Annotated in this window: 19 protein-coding genes and 1 pseudogene; 11 read left to right on the top strand and 9 right to left on the bottom strand. The window is 71.2% G+C overall.

The window, feature by feature from the left end:
• Positions 1-635: 635 nt before the first annotated feature.
• Positions 636-1,436: an SDR family NAD(P)-dependent oxidoreductase gene (locus ABD743_RS13465; RefSeq protein ID WP_344722312.1), complete on the bottom strand. Its 801-nt coding sequence runs from the start codon at positions 1,434-1,436 to the stop codon at positions 636-638.
• A gap of 407 nt (positions 1,437-1,843) precedes the next feature.
• On the opposite strand from ABD743_RS13465, the gene ABD743_RS13460 reads away from it, so the two are divergent.
• Both ABD743_RS13460 and ABD743_RS13455 read left to right on the top strand, forming a co-directional pair.
• Entirely contained in the window at positions 1,844-2,242 is a 399-nt protein-coding gene (locus ABD743_RS13460) for a PPOX class F420-dependent oxidoreductase (protein WP_344722310.1), read from the top strand.
• A 468-nt stretch (positions 2,243-2,710) separates the two neighbouring features.
• Positions 2,711-2,917: a hypothetical protein gene (locus ABD743_RS13455; RefSeq protein WP_344722308.1), complete on the top strand. Its 207-nt coding sequence runs from the start codon at positions 2,711-2,713 to the stop codon at positions 2,915-2,917.
• 552 nt (positions 2,918-3,469) lie between these two features.
• Here ABD743_RS13455 and ABD743_RS44465 read toward each other — a convergent pair.
• Entirely contained in the window at positions 3,470-4,579 is a 1,110-nt protein-coding gene (locus ABD743_RS44465) for an ATP-dependent DNA ligase (RefSeq protein ID WP_425566922.1), read from the bottom strand.
• A 98-nt stretch (positions 4,580-4,677) separates the two neighbouring features.
• On the opposite strand from ABD743_RS44465, the gene ABD743_RS13445 reads away from it, so the two are divergent.
• From ABD743_RS13445 to ABD743_RS13430, 4 genes are all read left to right on the top strand, one after another.
• Positions 4,678-5,535 (top strand): SDR family oxidoreductase, encoded by an 858-nt coding sequence (locus tag ABD743_RS13445; RefSeq protein ID WP_344722307.1) that lies wholly within the window; start codon positions 4,678-4,680, stop codon positions 5,533-5,535.
• Positions 5,536-5,738: 203 nt separating this feature from the next.
• Positions 5,739-6,131, top strand: coding sequence for an ester cyclase (locus ABD743_RS13440; RefSeq protein WP_344722306.1), 393 nt, complete (start codon positions 5,739-5,741; stop codon positions 6,129-6,131).
• A gap of 54 nt (positions 6,132-6,185) precedes the next feature.
• Complete coding sequence (locus ABD743_RS13435) at positions 6,186-6,494, top strand: SDR family oxidoreductase (RefSeq protein ID WP_344722304.1); 309 nt, start codon at positions 6,186-6,188, stop codon at positions 6,492-6,494.
• 37 nt (positions 6,495-6,531) lie between these two features.
• Positions 6,532-7,065, top strand: coding sequence for a DUF4188 domain-containing protein (locus tag ABD743_RS13430; RefSeq protein ID WP_344722302.1), 534 nt, complete (start codon positions 6,532-6,534; stop codon positions 7,063-7,065).
• A gap of 213 nt (positions 7,066-7,278) precedes the next feature.
• On the opposite strand, the gene ABD743_RS13425 is transcribed toward ABD743_RS13430, so the two are convergent.
• On the bottom strand, positions 7,279-7,872 hold the full coding sequence (locus ABD743_RS13425) for a class I SAM-dependent methyltransferase (protein WP_344722300.1): 594 nt from the start codon (positions 7,870-7,872) through the stop codon (positions 7,279-7,281).
• Between the two features lie 27 nt (positions 7,873-7,899).
• Complete coding sequence (locus ABD743_RS13420; protein WP_344722298.1) at positions 7,900-8,166, bottom strand: hypothetical protein; 267 nt, start codon at positions 8,164-8,166, stop codon at positions 7,900-7,902.
• 397 nt (positions 8,167-8,563) lie between these two features.
• Between ABD743_RS13420 and ABD743_RS13415 the strand changes: the two genes are divergently transcribed.
• Positions 8,564-9,151, top strand: coding sequence for a helix-turn-helix domain-containing protein (locus tag ABD743_RS13415; RefSeq protein WP_344722296.1), 588 nt, complete (start codon positions 8,564-8,566; stop codon positions 9,149-9,151).
• A 257-nt stretch (positions 9,152-9,408) separates the two neighbouring features.
• Here ABD743_RS13415 and ABD743_RS13410 read toward each other — a convergent pair.
• The 4 genes and pseudogenes from ABD743_RS13410 to ABD743_RS13395 form a co-directional block, all read right to left on the bottom strand.
• Positions 9,409-9,701, bottom strand: a pseudogene (locus ABD743_RS13410) (alpha/beta fold hydrolase); the annotation flags it as partial.
• Entirely contained in the window at positions 9,698-10,450 is a 753-nt protein-coding gene (locus ABD743_RS13405) for a MerR family transcriptional regulator (protein ID WP_344722294.1), read from the bottom strand. The gene ABD743_RS13405 and the pseudogene ABD743_RS13410, both read right to left, overlap by 4 nt.
• Before the next feature lie 33 nt (positions 10,451-10,483).
• Positions 10,484-10,693: a cupin domain-containing protein gene (locus ABD743_RS13400; RefSeq protein WP_344722292.1), complete on the bottom strand. Its 210-nt coding sequence runs from the start codon at positions 10,691-10,693 to the stop codon at positions 10,484-10,486.
• 69 nt (positions 10,694-10,762) lie between these two features.
• Entirely contained in the window at positions 10,763-11,431 is a 669-nt protein-coding gene (locus tag ABD743_RS13395) for a DUF3159 domain-containing protein (protein ID WP_344722290.1), read from the bottom strand.
• A gap of 148 nt (positions 11,432-11,579) precedes the next feature.
• On the opposite strand from ABD743_RS13395, the gene ABD743_RS13390 reads away from it, so the two are divergent.
• The 4 genes from ABD743_RS13390 to ABD743_RS13375 all read left to right on the top strand — a co-directional run bounded on the left by ABD743_RS13390 (position 11,580) and on the right by ABD743_RS13375 (position 15,259).
• On the top strand, positions 11,580-13,130 hold the full coding sequence (locus tag ABD743_RS13390; RefSeq protein WP_344722288.1) for an alpha/beta hydrolase: 1,551 nt from the start codon (positions 11,580-11,582) through the stop codon (positions 13,128-13,130).
• An 8-nt stretch (positions 13,131-13,138) separates the two neighbouring features.
• Positions 13,139-13,780 (top strand): hypothetical protein, encoded by a 642-nt coding sequence (locus tag ABD743_RS13385; protein ID WP_344722286.1) that lies wholly within the window; start codon positions 13,139-13,141, stop codon positions 13,778-13,780.
• A 39-nt stretch (positions 13,781-13,819) separates the two neighbouring features.
• Positions 13,820-14,800 (top strand): CPBP family intramembrane glutamic endopeptidase, encoded by a 981-nt coding sequence (locus ABD743_RS13380; protein ID WP_344722285.1) that lies wholly within the window; start codon positions 13,820-13,822, stop codon positions 14,798-14,800.
• Between the two features lie 273 nt (positions 14,801-15,073).
• Entirely contained in the window at positions 15,074-15,259 is a 186-nt protein-coding gene (locus tag ABD743_RS13375; protein ID WP_344722283.1) for a DUF4177 domain-containing protein, read from the top strand.
• Positions 15,260-15,585: 326 nt separating this feature from the next.
• Here ABD743_RS13375 and ABD743_RS13370 read toward each other — a convergent pair whose 3' ends face one another.
• Positions 15,586-18,375: an ATP-binding protein gene (locus ABD743_RS13370; RefSeq protein WP_344722281.1), complete on the bottom strand. Its 2,790-nt coding sequence runs from the start codon at positions 18,373-18,375 to the stop codon at positions 15,586-15,588.
• Between the last annotated feature and the right edge of the window lie 116 nt (positions 18,376-18,491).

Below are 18,491 nucleotides of genomic sequence, written 5' to 3'. Positions count from 1 at the left end.
CTGAGATCGGTGCCTTCGGAAAGTACCGCCGCGGAAACCGTTGGAGTCCTCGTTGCTGCCGCGCTGCCAGAGGGCGTGTGCGTCGGCGAAAGATCGCGGGTCCAGTAGCCGTGTTGATTTGCTCATGCCAGAACAGCTCTCGTCCCCGGTCGCATGTAGCGACTTGCGCATCGGCATCGTGCGCAGGGCTGTGGTCAGGGGCATCCCACACTCGATCAGCCCTCGCATATAGAGATAGCACGACTTCGTCCATGCCGGACTGCCACTGCTACCGCATCTTGACGATCTGCGTCGGGTGTACGTCCCTTACGCGGTTCTTTTTCCTGTGGCCGTCATGGCCGCTCTCGTCGGCCCAGATGTCCGATATTCCGAGCCGGGCGTACCTCGGGTCGGACAGCATCGCGCGGGCCGCGAGCAGCGGCTGCGCGCGCAGGTACGCACCCGGCGCGGTTCCCGACACGTGGTGCCGCCGGGCCAGCTGCTCGACCCGCAGTCGGACAGGTGGTCACGCACGTGCGTCCGCATGATCTCGAGCGACACATCCGCGGAGCCGTCCCCGCCCGGCACGGAGGGGGTGTCGTCCCGCAGCGCCACGGCGAGCAGATCGAACGCGGCACGTCCGGCGTCGAGCCGCCTCAGTGGGCGGTCCAACCGCCGTCCATGGCCAGGACGGCACCGGTGATGAATCCCGCATCGTCGCCCGCGAGGTAGGTGACCAACGATGCCGGCTCGTCAGGAGTCGCGGTCCGCCTGAGCGCGTGGGAGGCACGGAACTTCTCGTCGAGCTCCGGGGCGAACTCCCGACCCGCCCACACCATCGGGGTCTCGACGGTGCCGAGGGCGATCGCGTTGACCCGGATATTCTGCGCCGCCAGCTCCAACGCGGCGGCCCGGGTCAACCCGACCACCCCATGCTTTGCGGCTACGTACGAACTCATGCCTTCGCCGGAGCCCACCATGCCCAGGACCGAGGCGTTGTTGATGATCGCTCCACCGCCTCGGCGGAGCATCGCCGGCGCCTCACGGCGGATGGAGACGAAGACGCTGGTCAGAGTGTCCTCGATGGCCGCGCGCCACGCATCCGTTGCCTGCTCCACGATCGGCGCGGCGAAACCGAAGCTCCCCGCATTGTTGAAGGCGATGTCCAGGCCACCGAACTGCTCTTCCGCTACGCGGACTACCTTGGCAACGTCGTCCTCGACCAAGATGTCGGTGGGGATGCCGAGCGCCGTGCCATCCGCAGCCTCGATCTCCCCGACAACGCGCTGCAGCTCCTTTTCCCGCCGCGCGGCGAGCACGACACGCGCACCCTGCCGAGCGAGCGCCTTAGCCGTGGCCTCGCCGATCCCCGAGCTCGCGCCTGTGACCAGTGCGACCTTTCCATCCAGCCGCAAGGTCACATGCCCACCGCGACGCCCACGACGACCACACACCATGCCAGATTCCTCACCGAGCCTCGGCTATCCAGAACGCTTGCGGATCCGGTTGGGCCAGCCCCACCATCGAGGCCTCCAGGACCTATCAATCCCATAACCCGGGGACGTCGTCTCCCTCCCTAGAATCGACCCACGCCGCCTCGTCTGCACGCAGATGAACCGACCGTGGTCGTCATCGTGATACGTCGCGTCGCCGTGAACAAGACCAGTGTCCTGCTCTGCAGGACACCAGCCGAGGCGTCCAGGACCTCTTTGAAACACCGTAGAACATGACCAGCGCGTTGACCGCTTCCTTCCATCCGGTGGTCCGCCCGGTCACGTTGGTGCGGGTGGCGATCGGGCGACTAAGTGCGGGCCCGGCTGCAGCGCTTCGACGCGCTCGTCGCGGCTGCGTTATGTTTGGCGGTATGAGTGCTACCGATATCATCCCCGCCAATCTCATCCATCTCCTCGAGGCGCCTAACTACGCGTTTCTCGGCACGATTCGCCCGGACGACACCGTCCAGGTGAACCCGATGTGGTTCGACTTCGACGGCGAGACACTGCGCTTCACGCACACCACGTACCGTGCCAAGTACCGCAACCTGCAGCACAACCCGTCGATGAGCCTTGCAATCCTCAACGACGAGAACGTGTTCAACTACATCGAGGTTCGCGGGAAGCTGATCGAGGTGATCCCTGACCCGGCCGGCGACTTCTACGTCCACCTGGGCAAGCGGTACGGCAACGCCGAGCAGCAGGCGCCGAAGGACAGCGCCGACCGCGTGGTCCTGGTGATGAGCATCGAGCATTACACCACGCAGTAGGCACCAGACGAGGCGCGTGCTCGCCCACCGGCGCGAGACGATGAGTTTCCGGCGCGTGATTAAGCACCACTGGCACGGCTCACCCACAACCGAAAGAGAGATCGAGCCGAGCCCCATGGTGGAAGTCATCATCTCGCTCGACGGCTACGCGGCCGCGCACGGCTGGCACGGCCTCTGGGGCATGGTGGAACCAGAGTCCTGGCCTCGCTCGGCGAGGACGCCGACGACTTCGACATCGCCGTCGACTAGGAAGGTGTCTGAGCGATCATGGAGGCCAGGTGACATTCCTGCCACCCGCGCGCGGCGCACTCACGACTCCTACATCACGGCGCGACCAGGCTGATTGCCGCGTTCAACGTCGCCAATGGCACCGTCATCGGACAACTGCCCCGCAGCCACCGCGCCATCGAGTTCCACAAGTTCCTGACCACCATCGACAAGCCGTCCCCACCGACCTCGACATCAACAGTGGTCTGCGACAACTACGCCTCCCACAACAACGCGCAAATCAAAATCTGGCTCGCCCGCGCTTCCGACATCCAGACCTGGATCGGCACCTGGAACACCAATACGCTGCCCTGCACCTGGACCAATACCGCCGAAAAGATCCTCGCCACCCTCGCCGACTACCTCCACAGGATCAGGAACGCAGACACGAATCAGAGCAGCGATTAACCATCGAACTTCCGGCGCAGGACACCGGCGCCGCGGCACAAAACGTTGGCGCGGTGATCGTGTCGCGCTGATGGTGCCCGTCGCGGTTGGGAGGCTGCCGGTGGAGGTGGTGCTGGTGGTGCGTCGGCCTGATGTGTTCGTGCAGCCGTTGGAGCCCGAGCAGGCCCAGCGACTGGTCAAGATCGCGAGGACGGCGCGTGACCGGTCCGGCTCCGCCAGGCGGGGATCGTGCTGGCCTCGATGCAAGGCCGCACCGCGGCCCAGATCGCGCAGATGTTCGATCCACCGTGATGATCACGCAGACACGCCGGCCCACCTCAAACACGCTCTAAGGCGTGACTGTGCCCGACATGGCGACCAGCACCGTTGGACGCTCTGCTTGCCGGCGGCAATATGGCCGGTCACACTCAGTGACTGTGATCCGGATCTACCACGAGGAGGCTGGCAGCCTTGTTGGACTCTAGCTGGGAGATGAAGCCTCAGGTTTTGCGCTGCTTACCGGGGGTGCTCGGCCGTTTCGAACCGATCCGCATGCGTTCCGACAACCCGCGCTCAGCGAGGATCCGCCCGAAGTGCACGTCCGTCGACGACCTCGCAGCACGCCCCATAGATTCGCAGAGCTGATTTCATCGATAAGTCCGGCGAATGGGGGTGAAGTGCACGGTGATCCGCGGGTTTCGGGCCAGCCAGGCTTTCACTGCGGGGTGTTTGAGGGTCGCGTAGTTGTCCCGACGACGAGGTGCAGCTCGCCCCGAAGGACCTACAGGTCGTCGGCTTGTAGGTCGTGGCGGACTCGGCGGAAGGTGGCTGGGTGCCGCCAGACGGGCCGACCGCGCACGATGTCAGGTGCTGCGTCGACGGCGAGTTCCACGACGACTGTTGGTTCACCCGCGTGTATTCGACGGGGGCGGCGTCTCTGAACCTCGCCGGGGGCAGCATGGAGGGCCAGGGGTGCTGCTCGTCCGCGGTGCGCAGCAGGGCGCCGATGGCTGGTCGGGCGGCGCGTGGGAGCGGGCCGGTGCGCCCGGCCACCCGCAGGCGTCCGGCGTTGTCGCGGCGGCCGAGGACCAGCGCGACTGGTGTGGTGAGCGGGCCCAGTACGCCGCCGACGACGGCCTCTGCGCTGGTCCTGGTCTTGACCTTTCGCCAGGCGCGCCGGGCCGGTAGGTAGCCGTGGTCGAGGCGCTTCGCGACAACACCTTCGATCCCGGCGTCGAGGTGCCCGGTGAGCCATGCGCGGGCGGCCTGGCCGTCGGTGGTCATGGGGACGACGGCGAGCGGCGGGGCGGCGTCATCGAGCAGCTGCAGGAGTAGCGCGCGGCGGATCCGGTAGGGGTGGGTGCGCAGGTCGGTGCCGCCTGCGGCGAGGACGTCGAACATGACGAACGTGGCGGGCATCTCGGTGGCGGCGTGGCGTGTGGCGGTGAGGCGGCGCTGCAGCGCCATGAAGTCCAGTCCAGCAGTCCGGCACACGACGAGTTCGCCGTCGAGCACGACGTGGCCGGCGAACTGGTCGGCGATGGCGGAGACGATCTCAGGGAAGTACCGGGTGAGGGGTCGGTTCTGGCGGGAATGCAGCCGCACGCGCCGCCGGTCCGCGGTGGCGATCGCCCGGAACCCGTCGAACTTGGGCTCGAACGCCCACGGGCCTGCTGTGGGCAGGTCCGGCGCGCGTACGAGGTACTTGCGTGTGCCGCGACGGCATACCGTCTGCTGCTCCGGAGCGGGCCGATCACGGCCTGAATCGGGCAGGGGTTCGAATGGGCAGCTACGCAGTGACGGGTTCGGCGTCGGGGATCGGCGGCGCGGTGACCGAGCGGCTCCGTGCCGCCGGGCACTCCGTGATCGAGGTGGATCTGCGCGACGCCGACGTCGTCGCCGACCTCGGGACACCGGAAGGCCGCGCGGCCGCGGCCACCGGCGTGCTGAAGCGCTCCGGTGGCGTGCTCGACGGCGCCGTCCTCGCCGCCGGGATCGGCCCCTCCCCCGGACCCGACCGCCCGCGGAAGATCGCGCAGGTCAACCAGCTGGGCACGGTCGAGCTGCTGACCGCCCTGCGACCGGCGCTGGCGGCGAGTGGCGATGCCCGGGCCGTGGTGTTCGGCAGCAACTCGGCGACCGTCACCCCTGGAGTGCCGCGGCGGGTGCTCCGCGCCCTGCGCGCGGGTGAGATCGACCGCGCGGTGCGGACGCTGCGCCTGTTCGGGCCGGTCGCCCCGAACATCGCCTACGCGGCGTCGAAGATCGCGGTGACCGACTGGGCGCGCCGAGCGGCCGTGACCCCGGCGTGGGCCGGCGCCGGGATCCGGCTCAACGTGCTCGCCCCGGGACCGGTGCAGACCCCGCTGCTCGACGGGGACCTCGCGAACCCGGTCGCGGCGAGGGCGTTCCGCGCGTTCCCCGTCCCGGTCGGTGGCGTGGGCGATCCCGGGCACCTCGCCGACTGGGTGATGATGATGCTCTCGCCTGCGGCGGCGTTCCTGTGTGGCAGCGTCATCGTCGTCGACGGCGGCTCCGAAGCGTGGCTCCGCCCCGGCGAGTGGCCCCGGCCCGTCGCCCTCCGGCAGGTGCCCCGCTACCTGTCGCGCTACCGCGCCTTCACCCGGTCCTCCCGGTAGCCCGCTGTCACAAGCCCTGCTGACGCTGCTGCGGCGCCGCACCCCCGCAGCGCGACCTAGCGACTTCTGTACCGATCGGAACAGAAGTCGCGGCCCGAGGTTCTCCCCGATCGACGGTGGCCGCCACGACGAGAGCGTGGAAGGGCATCGCCAGTCATAAACACACGAGTACAGCCCCGACACGGGGCGACAAGGAGGTCATCATGTCCGACTCCGACGTGCGCGAGGTCTTCGAGCGCTACATCGACGCGCTCAACGATCATGATTTCGACCGCATGACCGAGTTCATCCACGACGAGCTCGTCGAGAACGGCCGACCGGTCACGCGGGACGACGTCATCGCCGAGCTCAAGGGGCACGGCGCTGCGGTGCCGGACTTCACCTGGCGGGTCCAGGACATCGCCATCGACGGTGACCGCGTGGCAGCCCGCCTGTTCAACAAGGGCACGCACACGAAGGAGTGGCTCGGCGTCGCCCCCACCGGCGCCACGCTGGAGTTCGCCGAGTACGCCTTCCACAAGGTCCGCGACGGACGCTTCTACGAGATGAACTACCTGATCGACGCCCAGGCAGTGCAGCGACAGCTGGGCGCCTGACGTCCGGGGTCGGCCCTCGTCGGCATCTCAGGACATCAACTCGAGGAGGACATCTTGGAGAACACGACATCTCTGCAGGGCCGCGTCGCTCTCGTCACCGGCGCCGGTCGGGAACGAGGTATCGGCGCTGCGGCTGCGGAGCACCTGGCCCGTGCCGGCGCCTCGGTGGTGGTGAGCGATCTCGTACCGGCCGGGGCGACCGTCGAGGACGCCACCCGGTCGGTCGTGGAGAGCATCCCGGTCCGACGGCTCGGCACGCCGGACGACGTCGCCACCGCGATCGCCTGGCTCGCGCAGCCGGGCTCCTACGTGTCCGGCGCGGTCGTGCCGGTCACCGGAGCCATGGTCGCCGGACTCAACTGAGCCGGGCCTGGTCCTGCTGTCCGACTACGGAGGAGATATGGCGAAGATCGTCCCGGGCCGGGTCGCGCACCAGTACGACGGGGAGCTGGTGGTGTTCCACATCGGCATGACGTTCAACCGGTGGTGGCGTCCAGACCTCTGGATCCCGGTCCTGTTGGCCATGCGGCCGATGCTGCGCGAGCTCTCCGAAGATCCGGACTCCGGGCTGCTCGGCTACGAGCTGCTGTTCAACAGCCGCGGGCCGTACGTCGCGCAGTACTGGTCCTCGATCGACAAGCTCTACGACTACGCATCCGCTGGCTCGCTGAGTCACCGGCCGGCCTGGACGAGGTTCAACGCGATGGCGAGGAAGAACCCCGGCGCGGTCGGGATCTGGCACGAGACCTTCATGGTCGAGCGGGCCGAGAGCATGTACGTCGGGACGCCGGCCATGGGACTGCCCGGGGCAACGAAGATCATGCCCGTTGAGAAGCGACACCACCGCGCCCGCGCGCGCATGGCGGATGGCGCCACCAGCCTGCCCGCGAGCCCGGCGGATCGGAGCCATCCGACCGCCGGGAGGACGGACTGATCACGGGCTCCTCTGCTCGCGCGACGGTGGCCGCCGAACTGCTCATGATCAGCGAAAACGGGACCTGACCGTGCACATGTGCACGGTCAGGTCCCGATCCTGGCGATCACGTGAGGACCCCCCGAGCGGCGGGCGCTCACCGCACGGACAGGGAACGGAACCACAGCAGGGCGCGCGCGTTCTGCCGACCCGGCCACCCGTATCCGTGGCACGTCACTGGAGCCGTCGCGCTCGTAGGACGGTGTCGTGGGTGTGGTGGGTGCCCGCGGGGGTGGAGGTCGTGCGCGGGCGGGTTCCGTTGACCTGGATCGCCCAGGTGTTGTCGAGGAGCCTGGCGATGTCGTCCGGCTGGTAGTAGTCGCCCGGGTCGAAGCCGGGGCGTGGGGACAGGTCGGCGAGATCGTGCGTGGCGAAGAGCAGGGTGCCACCGGGCGCGACGGCGGCCAGCAGGCCGCGCAGCGCGGCGTGCTCCGGCTGGCGTGGGAGGGGGAAGTAGTGGACGGAGACCAGGTCGAACGCTCCGCTCGGTGCTGTGCTGATCACGTCGGCAGGTGTCCACGTCACGCGGTCGGCGAGGTCCGCGCTGGTGCTGGCGGCCCGGGTCAGGGCGGTGGGTGAGATGTCCACCGCCGTGACCTGCCAGCCGCGGCGGGCCAGCCAGCGCGCGTCGGCGCCTTCGCCGCATCCGACGTCGAGTGCCCGTCCTGCCGGCAGGCCGGAGACCTCGGTGACCAGCACTGCGTTGGGGTTGCTGCTGAAGACCTGGTCGCGGCTGCGGTACATCTCGTCCCAGATCGGGGTGTCCATGGCGTCCTCCTTCTCGGCGGTGGTGTGTCAGGCGGCCAGGCCCGGGGCGTTGTCGTTGTTCGTGGTTGTCAGGTCACCGCCCGGCCGGATGATCAGGCCGCACAGGACGGCGCCGGCGGCGAAGACACCTGCGGTGACCCAGGAGGAGACGCGGTTGCCGTGGATGGTCGCCTGCGTGGCCAGGTCCGGAGTTCCGGCTCGGCCGGCGAGGTAGCCGGCTGCGCCGCTGACGGCGATGGTGTTGAGCAGGGCGGTGCCGATGGCCGCTCCGAGTTGCTGACCGGCGTTGACCATGGCCGAGGCCGACCCGAGCTGGCTCGGGGCCGCCCCGTAGGTCGGGGCGCGGCAGCCTCGTGACGACTTCCGCGTCCCGAACCCGTCGGCCCGGTCAGCGGCCGTGGCGGCGGTCGCCCATCACCTGTTCGCACAGGCGGGCTTCGGACTCGGCGGAGAACGGATCACGTCCGGCCTGGACCGCGGCGTCGGTCTCCTCGATGATCAGGGCCACGTTGATCGCGCCGGCGGCGAGCGCGCCGGCGTTCGCCCGACCACCACCACGTCGTACCGGCCATCGGCGCCGGGGGCATCTCCACCACTCATCGTGACCACCTCCGCGACCAACCTGCGCCCGACCAGCGCGCAATGACACGGATCTTTGCGAAAACTGCAAAGACGGGTTCACCATGGGTGCATGAGCGACGAGCTCGACGCCGTGTTGGCCGCGGTCGGGCCACGGCTGCGCGAGTGGCGCCGCCGCAGCGGAGCCACCCTCACCGCCCTGTCGGAGACCACCGGCATCCCGATCAGCACCCTGTCCCGGCTGGAGACCGGGCACCGCAGACCGGGCCTGGAACTGCTGCTCCCCCTGGCCCGGGCCTACAAGGTGCCGATCGATGAGCTCGTCGGCGCCCCCGCCAGCGGTGACCCTCGCGTGTACCCACGCCCGTTCAGCCACAAGGGCATGACCGTCATCCCGCTGACCCGCAACCCCGGCGGGCTGCAGGTGAACAAGCAGATCCTCCCAGCCGGCTCGACCGACCAGCTCGAACCCGATCCACGCTCGCACGAGGGCTACCACTGGCTCTACGTCCTCGACGGACGGCTGCGGGTGGTGCTCGGCGACCAGGACTTCGTCCTGACCGCCGGCGAGGTCGTCGAGTTCGACACCCACCTCCCCCACTGGTACGGCAACGCCGACGCACGCTCCGTGGAGTTCCTGAGCATCCTCGGCCCCCAGGGCGAACGCTTCCACATCAGAGCGCGCTACCGGCGCGACTGACGCTGACGCGATCCGACACCGACGGCCAGGAATGGTCGAATCCGAGACCACGCGCGTGGTGCGGATCGCCCAGCACGGAGGGCCGGAAGTCCTGGAGCTGGCGGAGGTGCCCGTGCCCACCCCCCAGGCAGGGGAGCTGCTGATCCGCGTCAGCGCTGAACAACACCGACCTGTGGACCCGCGAGGGCGCCTACGGCCGCCCGGACGACCCGGAGGCGCTGTCGGGCCGGCGAGGCCCGATCGACTTCCCGCGCATCCGCGTACCGGCCCAGGCCGAGCTTGGCGAGCAGCCCGGAGGTGAGGCCGGCAATAGCGTCGAAGGTGTAGGCGAACTCGTCGACGAGGGTGGGGCGGAGTGACCGAAGCCGACATGGTCCGGCGCGATGACGTGGTGTTCGTCGGCGAGCAGCGGAATGAGGTGGCGGAACATGAACGAGCTGGTCGGGGAGCCGTGCAGGAGGACGATGGCCGGGGCCTCAGCCGGTCCCGCCTCGCGGTAGAAGATCTCGTGGCCGTCGACGGTGGCCGTTCGGTGGTGCGTCGGGCTCATGTGGTGTCCCTTCGGGAGTCCATCGGTCGCGCTTCGGCTCGCAGGAGTTGCTGGACCCGGCGGAAGACGTCGACCTGGGCGGGGTTGTAGAGCTCCCGCATCGCAGCCGCCGCGATTCGGGTGGCCGAACGGACCCCGCGCGGGGCGTCGGCGGGCGGGTCCACCAGCTCCGGGTGCTCGGCGCGGATCCGGCCGATGTGCGGCGCCATGCGCTCGGCGAGGTCTTGGCGCGCGCCCTCGCCGGCGTCGGCGGGGAGGGTGTCGAACTCACCGTCGGTCGGGTCCGGGGGCTCGTTGCGCAGCATCTCGGCGTAGGCGTCGAGGTGCCCTGGCCCCAGGACCCGGGTCATGATGAGGATGAGCGACCGGTCGGCCTCCGACAGCTCCGCCGCGCCCGCCGTCGCGAGGGCGGTGGGCAAATCGGCCGGCGCGTGGTGCCGCAGGATCAGGCCGAGTTCCACGCGCGCCCGCGTCAACCGCTCGATGGTGGCGCCCAGCTCGGCATCCAGGGTGCGCAGGGCCTCGGCGGGGTGGTCGTCCTCGCCCAGCTCGGCGATCCGGGCCAGCGAGAACCCGAGGTCGACCAAACGCTTGATGCGCAGCAGCCGCAGGAGGTGGGTGACGCCGTACTGCTTGTAGCCGTTGGAGTGCCGATCCGGCTCCGCCAGCAGGCCGACCTCGTGGTAGTGCCGGACCGCCCGCAGGCTGGTCCCGGCGAGGTCGGCGATCTCCCGCGTGCTCCAGGCCATGGCTCCAGCCCACACCGTGCCCCCGCGGCATGGTCAAGCGCGCGATCCCGGCGGCCTCCTACGCACCCGGGTCCACCGTCCGGAAACGCTGGCCCTGGGGCCGACGATGCTCAGGAACTCGACCAGGCCGTGGTCGGCCCGGCCGAACCGGTGCGGCACGCGGGTGTCGAACTCGATGACCTCACCTGGGCCGAGGACCAGTTCCTCCGCGCCGAGGACGATCCGCATCCGCCCGGCCAGCATGCGTCCCAGCAGATCGGCGCAGCGCTCGGCACCGCGTCGCTCAGCGCCGTGGCGATCGGCCGGACACCGTCAGGCCGACGGCAGCAGGCGCTTGCTGCTGCGCCGCCAGGCCCAGACGACGACCAGCGCGGCCAGGATGGTCAGCGGCCAGCCCATCGCGACGCGGGCGACGCCCAGCCAGCCGGTCTCGTCGCTGACGTAGAGCCACTGCTGCACGCCGAACCGGGCGCCGGACACCGCTGCCGCGGCGAGCGTGGCGACGTCGTGGGCGCGCAACACGCGGCGGTCGGCCCGCCAGTCGTGCGTGCCGCCGTGCACGAGGTTCCACACGACGCCGCTCAGCGGGCGGCGGGCCAGCACCGAGCCGAGCGCGACGACGAACGCCACCAGGTACGCCCAGATGCCGACGACGAAGAAGTCCCGCGCCGACCCGGTCAGGGCGACGATGCCGATGGCAAGGGCGAGCCCGAGCAGCCCGCCGGCCGCGAGGCTGAACCGCTCCCCGCGCAGGAGCCGGTAGCCGGTGATCGCCAGCCCGACGGCGACCGACGCGGTGATCGTCGCGGTCAGGGGCAGGAAGGCGTTGGCCGCCACGAAGACGACGACGGGGACGGCGGAGTAGACGAACCCCATCGGGCCACCCGTCTGCTCCAGCAGCGTCGGCTGCGGTGCGGGGGCGGGTGCCGGGCCGCCGGGCTCCTCCCCGGCCGGGCCGCGGCGGGGGTCGGTGGCAGTCATGTGTCCTCCTGGGTCGCGTGGTGTGCGCTCCCAGGGAAGGCCGTGCCGTCGCGGCACACTCAAGCCGCTGTGGTCTGAACCACGTGGGTTGACCCTGCCGCGACGGCACGGTGTCCCCTTCCGGACGACGACCACCGAAGGAGTGCCTGTGTTCCCCGTCCGCTCGACGGTCGCCGCCGCCCGGGTGGCGGCGTCGCTGGTCCTCGTCGGCGCGTGCGCCGCACCCGCGGCGCAGATCGGGAGTCCGCCGCCGTCCGGGCTGGCCGAGTTCTACGGCCAGCAGGTCGTCTTCGAGCCGTGCGCGCCCTACGCGACGTCGGCGATCGACGAGCGGCTCTACGCGAACAGCCGCTTCGACTGCGCCCGCGTGCACGTGCCGCTCGACTACGCCGACCCGGATGGCCCGCGCGGGGAGGTCGCCCTGCTGCGGGCCGAGGCGCGCGGGGAGAAGATCGGGTCGCTGCTGGTCAACCCGGGCGGTCCCGGCGGCTCGGGGATGAACTTCGTCGCCACGCTCGGGCCGGTGTGGGACAACGGCCCGGTCGGCGAGCGGTTCGATGTGATCGGGTTCGACCCGCGCGGCGTCGGCGCGTCCACCCCGCGCGTCGAGTGCTTCACCGACGCCGAGACCGACGCGGGCGAGCCCCCCGCGGCCTACCTCTTCGACGTCCCGGACGAGCAGGCCGCCGCCGAGGTGGCCCGGCGGTGCACCGAGCGCACCGGCGGGGTGGACGCGCTCACCAGCGTCGGCAGCGCCGATGTCGTGCGGGACATGGACGTGCTGCGCGGCGTGCTGGGCGACGAGAAGCTGTCCTACCTCGGCTACAGCTACGGCAGCGAACTGGGTGGCATGTACGCCGACGTGTTCGGCCGGAACCTGCGGGCGATGGTGATCGACGGCGCGGTCGACCCCGAGAGGAGCGAGGCCGACTTCCGGCTGACCCAGTTCGTGGCCTTCCAGAGGGCGTTCGACGAGCTCGCCGTCTCGTGCGCGGCCGACGCGGCCTGCCCGTTGGGCACCGACCCGGCCCGCGCGACCGCGGCGTTCCAGGACCTCGTCCGCCCCCTGCAGGACCGGCCCGCACCGACGGCCGGCGGCCGCGCGCTGACCTACCCGGACGCGATCCAGGCCGTGCAGACGGCGCTCTTCGCCGAAAACCAGCGGCCGATGATCCTCCACGGGCTCGCAGAGCTGTCCGCCGGACGGGGCGACATCCTGCTCGGGATGCGGGACGCCGCCCTCGGGCGCGGCCCGGACGGCCGGTACGGGGGCGGGCTGAACATCGACGCGAACCTCGCGATCCGGTGCATGGACAACCCACGACGCAGCCCCGAGGTGAACACCGAACTGGCCCGCCAGGCGCGCGCCGCCGCCCCGTTCCTCGACCCCGGCCGCTCGCCCGCGCCGGCGCACTACGAGTGCGCGGCCTGGCCGGAGCCGCCGAGCCGGGACCTGCCCTGGCTCGACGGCGACGTCGACGTGCCCCCCACCCTGACGGTCTCGGTCACCGGCGACCCGGGCACCCCGCACCAGGGCGGCATCACCCTGGCCCGCCTGCTCGGCGGGAGCCTGCTCACCGTCGAGGGCGCCCAGCACGGCGTCGCGCTGTTCGGCCAGAGCACCTGCGTCGACCAGACCGTCACCGAGTACCTGATCGACCTGCGCACCCCGCCCGCCGGCGCCCGCTGCACCCTGTAGAGGAGATCATGTTCAAGAAGTACCGGCGGCGCTGGCAGCTGTCGAAGGCCAAGCCCGGCGACGGCAGCCGGCTACAACGGTTCCGCTTCTGGCACCTGCTGTCCCGCTCCCTGTTCGCCCTGGAGCTGCCCGACGAGTCCGGACGTCCGCGCCGCTACGAGGTCGATGTCCACCACCTCCGGGACAGCTCGTCGGCCAAGCGCCCCGCCGCGCTCTACCGCGACGGCGTCCAGGTGCTGGCAGCCAACCTGCCGGTGACCTTCCCGGTGCCCGGCGGCGTCATCGAGGTCGCCGTCAGCCAGTACGGCGTCAAGCGCATGCACCACGTCACCGACGACGGCCGCGAGCGGGTGCTGCGTCCGGATCCGCGCTCCCTGGAGGGGCGGCGAGCGCGGTTCGAGCAGCGATTCCCCCGCACCAGCGCGGCCGTCGCCGCGATCGGGTTCGTCGTGCTGCTGGTGGGGCTCGCGGGCACGCTGTCGGCGGTCGCGGAGCAGATCACCCGCATCGAGGCCGTCGCCCAGCACGTCGGCACGTTCACCTCGCCGATCCGCCTGCCCCTCTGGGCGACCACCGCGCTCGCCGTCGCCGGGGCGCTCGCCGCCACCGATCGCGCGCTGCGGCTCAAGAGCACCTGGATGGCGGACTGACCGCCGAACCCGACACCCGCACCCGGAAGGGGCCGTTCCATGCCTTCATCTGATCCCAGCCACCAACACGAGGCGCTGATCTCCGCGACCGTGAGCCTGACAGCGCAGCCCGCTCCGTCCGCGGTCGACACCTCGCGGCCGTTCGGCGCCCACCTGCGGATGAGCTGGTGGAAGCCGCTCGTCCTCGTCCTGACGGTGCCGCTCGTCCTCGTGGTCCTCCAGGTGCTGGCCTACCAGCTCGTCGGCGTCATCGAGGGCAGCGACGACCCGCTGTCCCCCGAGCTGACGCCGCTGAAGTCCCTGGCCGTCAACTTGGCCACCGGCGCGACCGGCCTGGTCGCGGTCCTGCTGCTGGTGTGGATGACCCGGGTGCCGTGGCGCGCGCTGTTCAGCTCGCGGCGGGCGTTCGACCGGCGGCGCCTGGCCCACTACTCGATCGGCGCAGCGCTGATGGTGGGGGCCGGAGCGGGAGTGGTGGGCGCCGTCGCACCGGCGTCCACCGGCTGGGAGACCTTCGCGATCAGCGGTACGACGATCGCCTTCCTGACGATCACCCTGCTCACCACCCCCATCCAGGCCGCCGGCGAGGAACTGATCTACCGCAGCGTCATGCTGCCCGCGGCCGCGAGCTGGGTGCGCCCGGTCCGGCCGGCGCTGGCCGTCGGGCTCGTGGTCTCCGCCCTGGGCTTCGCCGTGGTCCACGGCTCGACCGACCCCTGGCTGGCCGGCTACTTCACGGTGGTCGCCGTCAGCACCGGGCTGATGGCGATCCTCAGCGGCGGCATGGAGGCGCCGATCGCCTTCCACGTCGTCAACAACGTCCTTTTCGGCGTGATCAGCAACGTCATGTCCGGTGGGGGGACCACCACCATCGACCGCGCCACCGACACCGGCGACGCGTCCCTGCTGATCCTCGTCGCCGTCAACGTCGGCATGGTCGCCCTCGTCGCGACGTACGAACGACGCCGCCGACGCCACACCAGCGAGGTTCCCGCCCACCGACCGGACGGGACCTCATAAGACCCCGCCGACGCTGATCGCCGTCGAGACCTCTTCGGCGCGCCCGCCCGGAGTCGCGCCCTGCTGTCCTCGGACGGCACGACCCTCGCCTACCTCGCACCATCGCGGGGCCGCTCAACGTGTTCCTCCGTGACCTGGCACGCTCGAGCGCTTCCTCGCCCGGCACCTGGGCGGACGGGGCATTCACGACTCCCTGATCAGCCGCCCGATGCTGAGCGGCAGGACACGGGTCGGGGTTGAGCATGCCGCAGCGGCACGGTGTCGACTGGGGACATGACCAAGGTTGTCGAGCACAAGATCGTCAAGTTCTCGCTCGGCTGGAAGGGGTTCGACCACGACGAGATGGAGCGCCAGCTCAACGACCTGGGCCGCCAGGGGTGGGAGGCCGTGAGCAGCCTGCAGCCCAGCGTCGGCACGGCGACCACCGACATCCTGGTGCTCCTCAAGCGAGCCCGGTGACGGGCGCCATCACCCGCCCGATCCGACGGCGGCGAGCCAATGGCCACCATCACCTGTGCCAGGAGGCATGCCGTGTCCACTCCCATCCGAAACACCCGCCGGAAGGCCGCGATCCAGCACTCACCGCAGCGCCGACGCCGGTGGCCGAGCGGGCCCTGGCCGTACCGGTTCGACGTGGTCGTCAACAAGCGTGGTCGGCCGGGCGACGGGACATGAAGTGTGCCGTCAGGGCAGGGATGCAGGCAGATGCCGAACTCGGGGTCGGCGAACGGGCATCCGACGGCGCATCCGCAGTACCGCGGCATGACACGCCCGCTGTCGGCCGGTCAGGGAAGCCGCAGTTCCCGCAGCTGTCGACGGGAGGTGATGCTCAGCTTGCGGAAGATGCTGCGCAGGTGGGCCTCAATGGTGCGCGGACTCAGGAACAGCTGCGCGCCGACCTCCCGGGAGGTCGCCCCGGTGGCCACCAGCCGCGCGATCGTCAGCTCCTGCGCGGTGAGTGCATCCGACGGCTGGGCGGACCGGCTGCGTGGGTGCTCGCCGGTGGCGCGTAGTTCCCGGGCGGCGCGCGCGGCGAACGCTTCCGCGCCGATGTCCGACAGCAGCTGATGGGCGGTGCGGAGCTGCTGGCGGGCGCCCTGGCGGCGGCCCTCGCGGCGTAGCCACTCGCCATAGACGAGATGAGCGCGGGCCAGATGGGTAGTCATGCGGCAATCTCGGAGCCGCTCGATCGCCTCGCGGTAGTGCGCCTCGGCGGCCGGGCCGGTGCTGACCAGCGCCCGTGAGCGCGCTGCCAGCCCGAGCCCCCACGGGGTGCCGCTGGCGAGGGCCCGTGAGCTGAGCTGGTTCAGCGCATCGGTCGCGCGCTCCGGCTGGCCGGTACGGCATGCCGCTTCAATGAGTTCGGAGTGGGCCAAGTTGCTGTGGGTCAGCTCGTCGGACTCGAAAGCCCGCGTCGCAGCGGCCTGAGCCGCTGGGTAGTCGCCCAGACCGTTGTGCAGCACCGCCATGGCGTACTGCGCCAGGAAGTCCTCGGTGCCGCGCCCACGTCCGACTGCTTCCCGGACGATGGTCGCGTGGATCTCGGTGGTCTCGTCCGAGCGGCCGCGCCAGGCAGCCAGGATGAGCTGGGCGTGGAGCAAGGGCACAGTTCTGGTCGCGGCCGCGATCGCGGTCTGCTCAGCGGCCCGGGAGAACTCACCGGAGAGCACCAGCATGACGGACTGGACGAGGAGTGCTGCTGGGAGCGTGGCCAGCGCGCCGGCCTCACGGGCCAGCCGGACATGACAGGCGGCCAGCGCGTGACCCATCTCGTCGTCGAAGACCGACATCGCGGTTCGGCTGGCCAGCCACAGCCAGCGGCGGTTGTCGCTGTCGTTCACGGCATGAGCGTCTCGCTCGTGGCGGGCGAAGGCTTCCAACGCCCGCCGCAACCCGGGCACGCCTGCCGCGTAGCCCTGCGTGAACGTCGTCACCAGCCCGTCGAGCAACAGATCCGCCGGCCTCGGCGACTCCGGTGGTGCGGGCGCGGCCCGGGCGGCTTCGGCCACGGCTCGCACGCCGCCGCCGGGGCCGAGGCCGCCGGTGACGATCGCCGCATCGAGCGCGTCCAGGTAGGTCTCGCGGGACAGCGCCGGGTCCAGCGAGGCGAGGCTCCTGGCGGCGTCCAGCAGCATCCGCGGCCCCTCGCCGCCTCTCGCCAGGTGGAACGCGATCTGGGCGCGCAGCAGGTCGAGGCGGGCCTGCTGCAGGGCGTCCAGCGGCCCGGTCGCCGCGATCGTCAGCAGCTCGCCGGCGGCCTCGGACGCACCGGCCTCGTGCTTGGCGTGCGCAGCCTCCAGAGCCCGTCCCGCCCGGACGGCTGGCTCGGGGGTCAGCTCGGCCGCGCGCTGGAGGAACGCCGCCGCGGCGGCCAACCCGCCGCGGGCGCGGGCCCGTCCGGCCGAACGCTCCAGCTCCGCGGCGGCCTCCTCGTCGGTGCCCACCACCGCCTGCGCGCGGTGCCAGGCGCGCCGGTCAGGGTCGACCTGCGGGTCGGTGACGGTGGCCAGCGCGCCGTGCGCTCGGCGCTGGTCGGGCGGTGTGGCCGCCCGGTAGACCGCCGAGCGCACCAGCGGGTGCCGGAACCGCACCCGGGTGTCGAGCTCCAACAGCCCGGCGGCCTCCGCGGGCGCGGCCGCCTCGCGGGCGATCCCCAGCTCCGCGGCCGCGCGCCACAGCAGCGCCGCATCGCCGGTCGGCTCGGCCGCGGCGACCACCAGCAGCAGCTGCGTATCGGGCGGCAGGCTGCCCGCGCGGCGCCGGAAACCGTCCTCGACCCGGCGCGGAACGCTCACCACGTCGGGCAGCTCGAACCCGCCCGCCAGCTGCACCGCCTGCGCACCCCGGGGTAGCTCCAGCAGCGCCAGCGGATTGCCGCGCGCCTCGGCCACGATCCGGTCGCGCACCACGTCGTCCAGCGGTGCCCGGACCGCGGTGGCCAGCAGCGTCCGGGCGTCGGACTCCCCCAGCCCCGCCAGGCGCAGCTCCGGCAACCCGCTGAACGCCTCGATGGCGGTCACACCGGGGTCGCGCAGCGCGAACACCATCACCACTCGCTCGGCCGCCAGCCGCCGGGCCACGAACGCCAGGACCTGCGCAGACGCCTGGTCGAGCCATTGCGCATCATCCACCACACACAGCAACGGCCCGTCCTCGGCCACCTCGGCCAGCAGGCTCAGCACGGCCAGCCCCACCAGGAACCGGTCCGGCGCAGCACCCTCGCGCATCCCGAACGCCACCCCGAGAGCGGCCTGCTGCGGCTCGGGCAGCTCCGCCGCCCGGCGCAGCAACGGGGCGCACAACTGGTGCAGGCCCGCGAAGGCGAACTCCGCCTCGGCCTCCACTCCGGCCGCGTCCTCGACCCCGAACCCGGCCGCCACAGCGGTCTCACGCACGTGCTGTAACAGGGCGGTCTTGCCGATGCCGGCCTCCCCGCGCACCACCAGCACGCCGCTGTCGCCGCCCTGGGCCCGGGCCAGCAGCTGCTCGAGCGCCGCGTGCTCAGCGCGCCGTCCCACGAGCATCGCCTGGTCCTCCCCTGGCGCCGGCACGGGGGCGATCACGGTGATTGTCACCGACGCGAAGCTCGCGGGCGACACCGGGTCGTCGAGATGCCGGCCTCCCCGTGCCGGGGTCGGCGACGGGATAAGGGACTTCCACCGACGCGGACAGGGCGCCGTCCTCGCGAGTC

The organism is Pseudonocardia yunnanensis (genome assembly GCF_039534065.1).
Lineage (GTDB): Bacteria > Actinomycetota > Actinomycetes > Mycobacteriales > Pseudonocardiaceae > Pseudonocardia > Pseudonocardia yunnanensis.
This window is presented reverse-complemented; position numbering and strand designations above follow the sequence as displayed.

What these genes read in the sequence shown, in the direction of transcription:
- ABD743_RS13385 (WP_344722286.1), top strand. Translation starts at nt 13,139, where the DNA reads ATGTTCAAGAAGTACCGGCGGCGCTGGCAGCTGTCGAAGGCCAAGCCC.
- ABD743_RS13380 (WP_344722285.1), top strand. Translation starts at nt 13,820, where the DNA reads ATGCCTTCATCTGATCCCAGCCACCAACACGAGGCGCTGATCTCCGCG.
- ABD743_RS13465 (WP_344722312.1), bottom strand. Translation starts at nt 1,436, where the DNA reads ATGGTGTGTGGTCGTCGTGGGCGTCGCGGTGGGCATGTGACCTTGCGG.
- ABD743_RS13430 (WP_344722302.1), top strand. Translation starts at nt 6,532, where the DNA reads ATGGCGAAGATCGTCCCGGGCCGGGTCGCGCACCAGTACGACGGGGAG.
- ABD743_RS13440 (WP_344722306.1), top strand. Translation starts at nt 5,739, where the DNA reads ATGTCCGACTCCGACGTGCGCGAGGTCTTCGAGCGCTACATCGACGCG.
- ABD743_RS13425 (WP_344722300.1), bottom strand. Translation starts at nt 7,872, where the DNA reads ATGGACACCCCGATCTGGGACGAGATGTACCGCAGCCGCGACCAGGTC.
- ABD743_RS13420 (WP_344722298.1), bottom strand. Translation starts at nt 8,166, where the DNA reads ATGGTCAACGCCGGTCAGCAACTCGGAGCGGCCATCGGCACCGCCCTG.
- ABD743_RS13445 (WP_344722307.1), top strand. Translation starts at nt 4,678, where the DNA reads ATGGGCAGCTACGCAGTGACGGGTTCGGCGTCGGGGATCGGCGGCGCG.
- ABD743_RS13395 (WP_344722290.1), bottom strand. Translation starts at nt 11,431, where the DNA reads ATGACTGCCACCGACCCCCGCCGCGGCCCGGCCGGGGAGGAGCCCGGC.
- ABD743_RS13415 (WP_344722296.1), top strand. Translation starts at nt 8,564, where the DNA reads ATGAGCGACGAGCTCGACGCCGTGTTGGCCGCGGTCGGGCCACGGCTG.
- ABD743_RS13405 (WP_344722294.1), bottom strand. Translation starts at nt 10,450, where the DNA reads ATGGCCTGGAGCACGCGGGAGATCGCCGACCTCGCCGGGACCAGCCTG.
- ABD743_RS13460 (WP_344722310.1), top strand. Translation starts at nt 1,844, where the DNA reads ATGAGTGCTACCGATATCATCCCCGCCAATCTCATCCATCTCCTCGAG.
- ABD743_RS13400 (WP_344722292.1), bottom strand. Translation starts at nt 10,693, where the DNA reads ATGCTGGCCGGGCGGATGCGGATCGTCCTCGGCGCGGAGGAACTGGTC.
- ABD743_RS13375 (WP_344722283.1), top strand. Translation starts at nt 15,074, where the DNA reads ATGACCAAGGTTGTCGAGCACAAGATCGTCAAGTTCTCGCTCGGCTGG.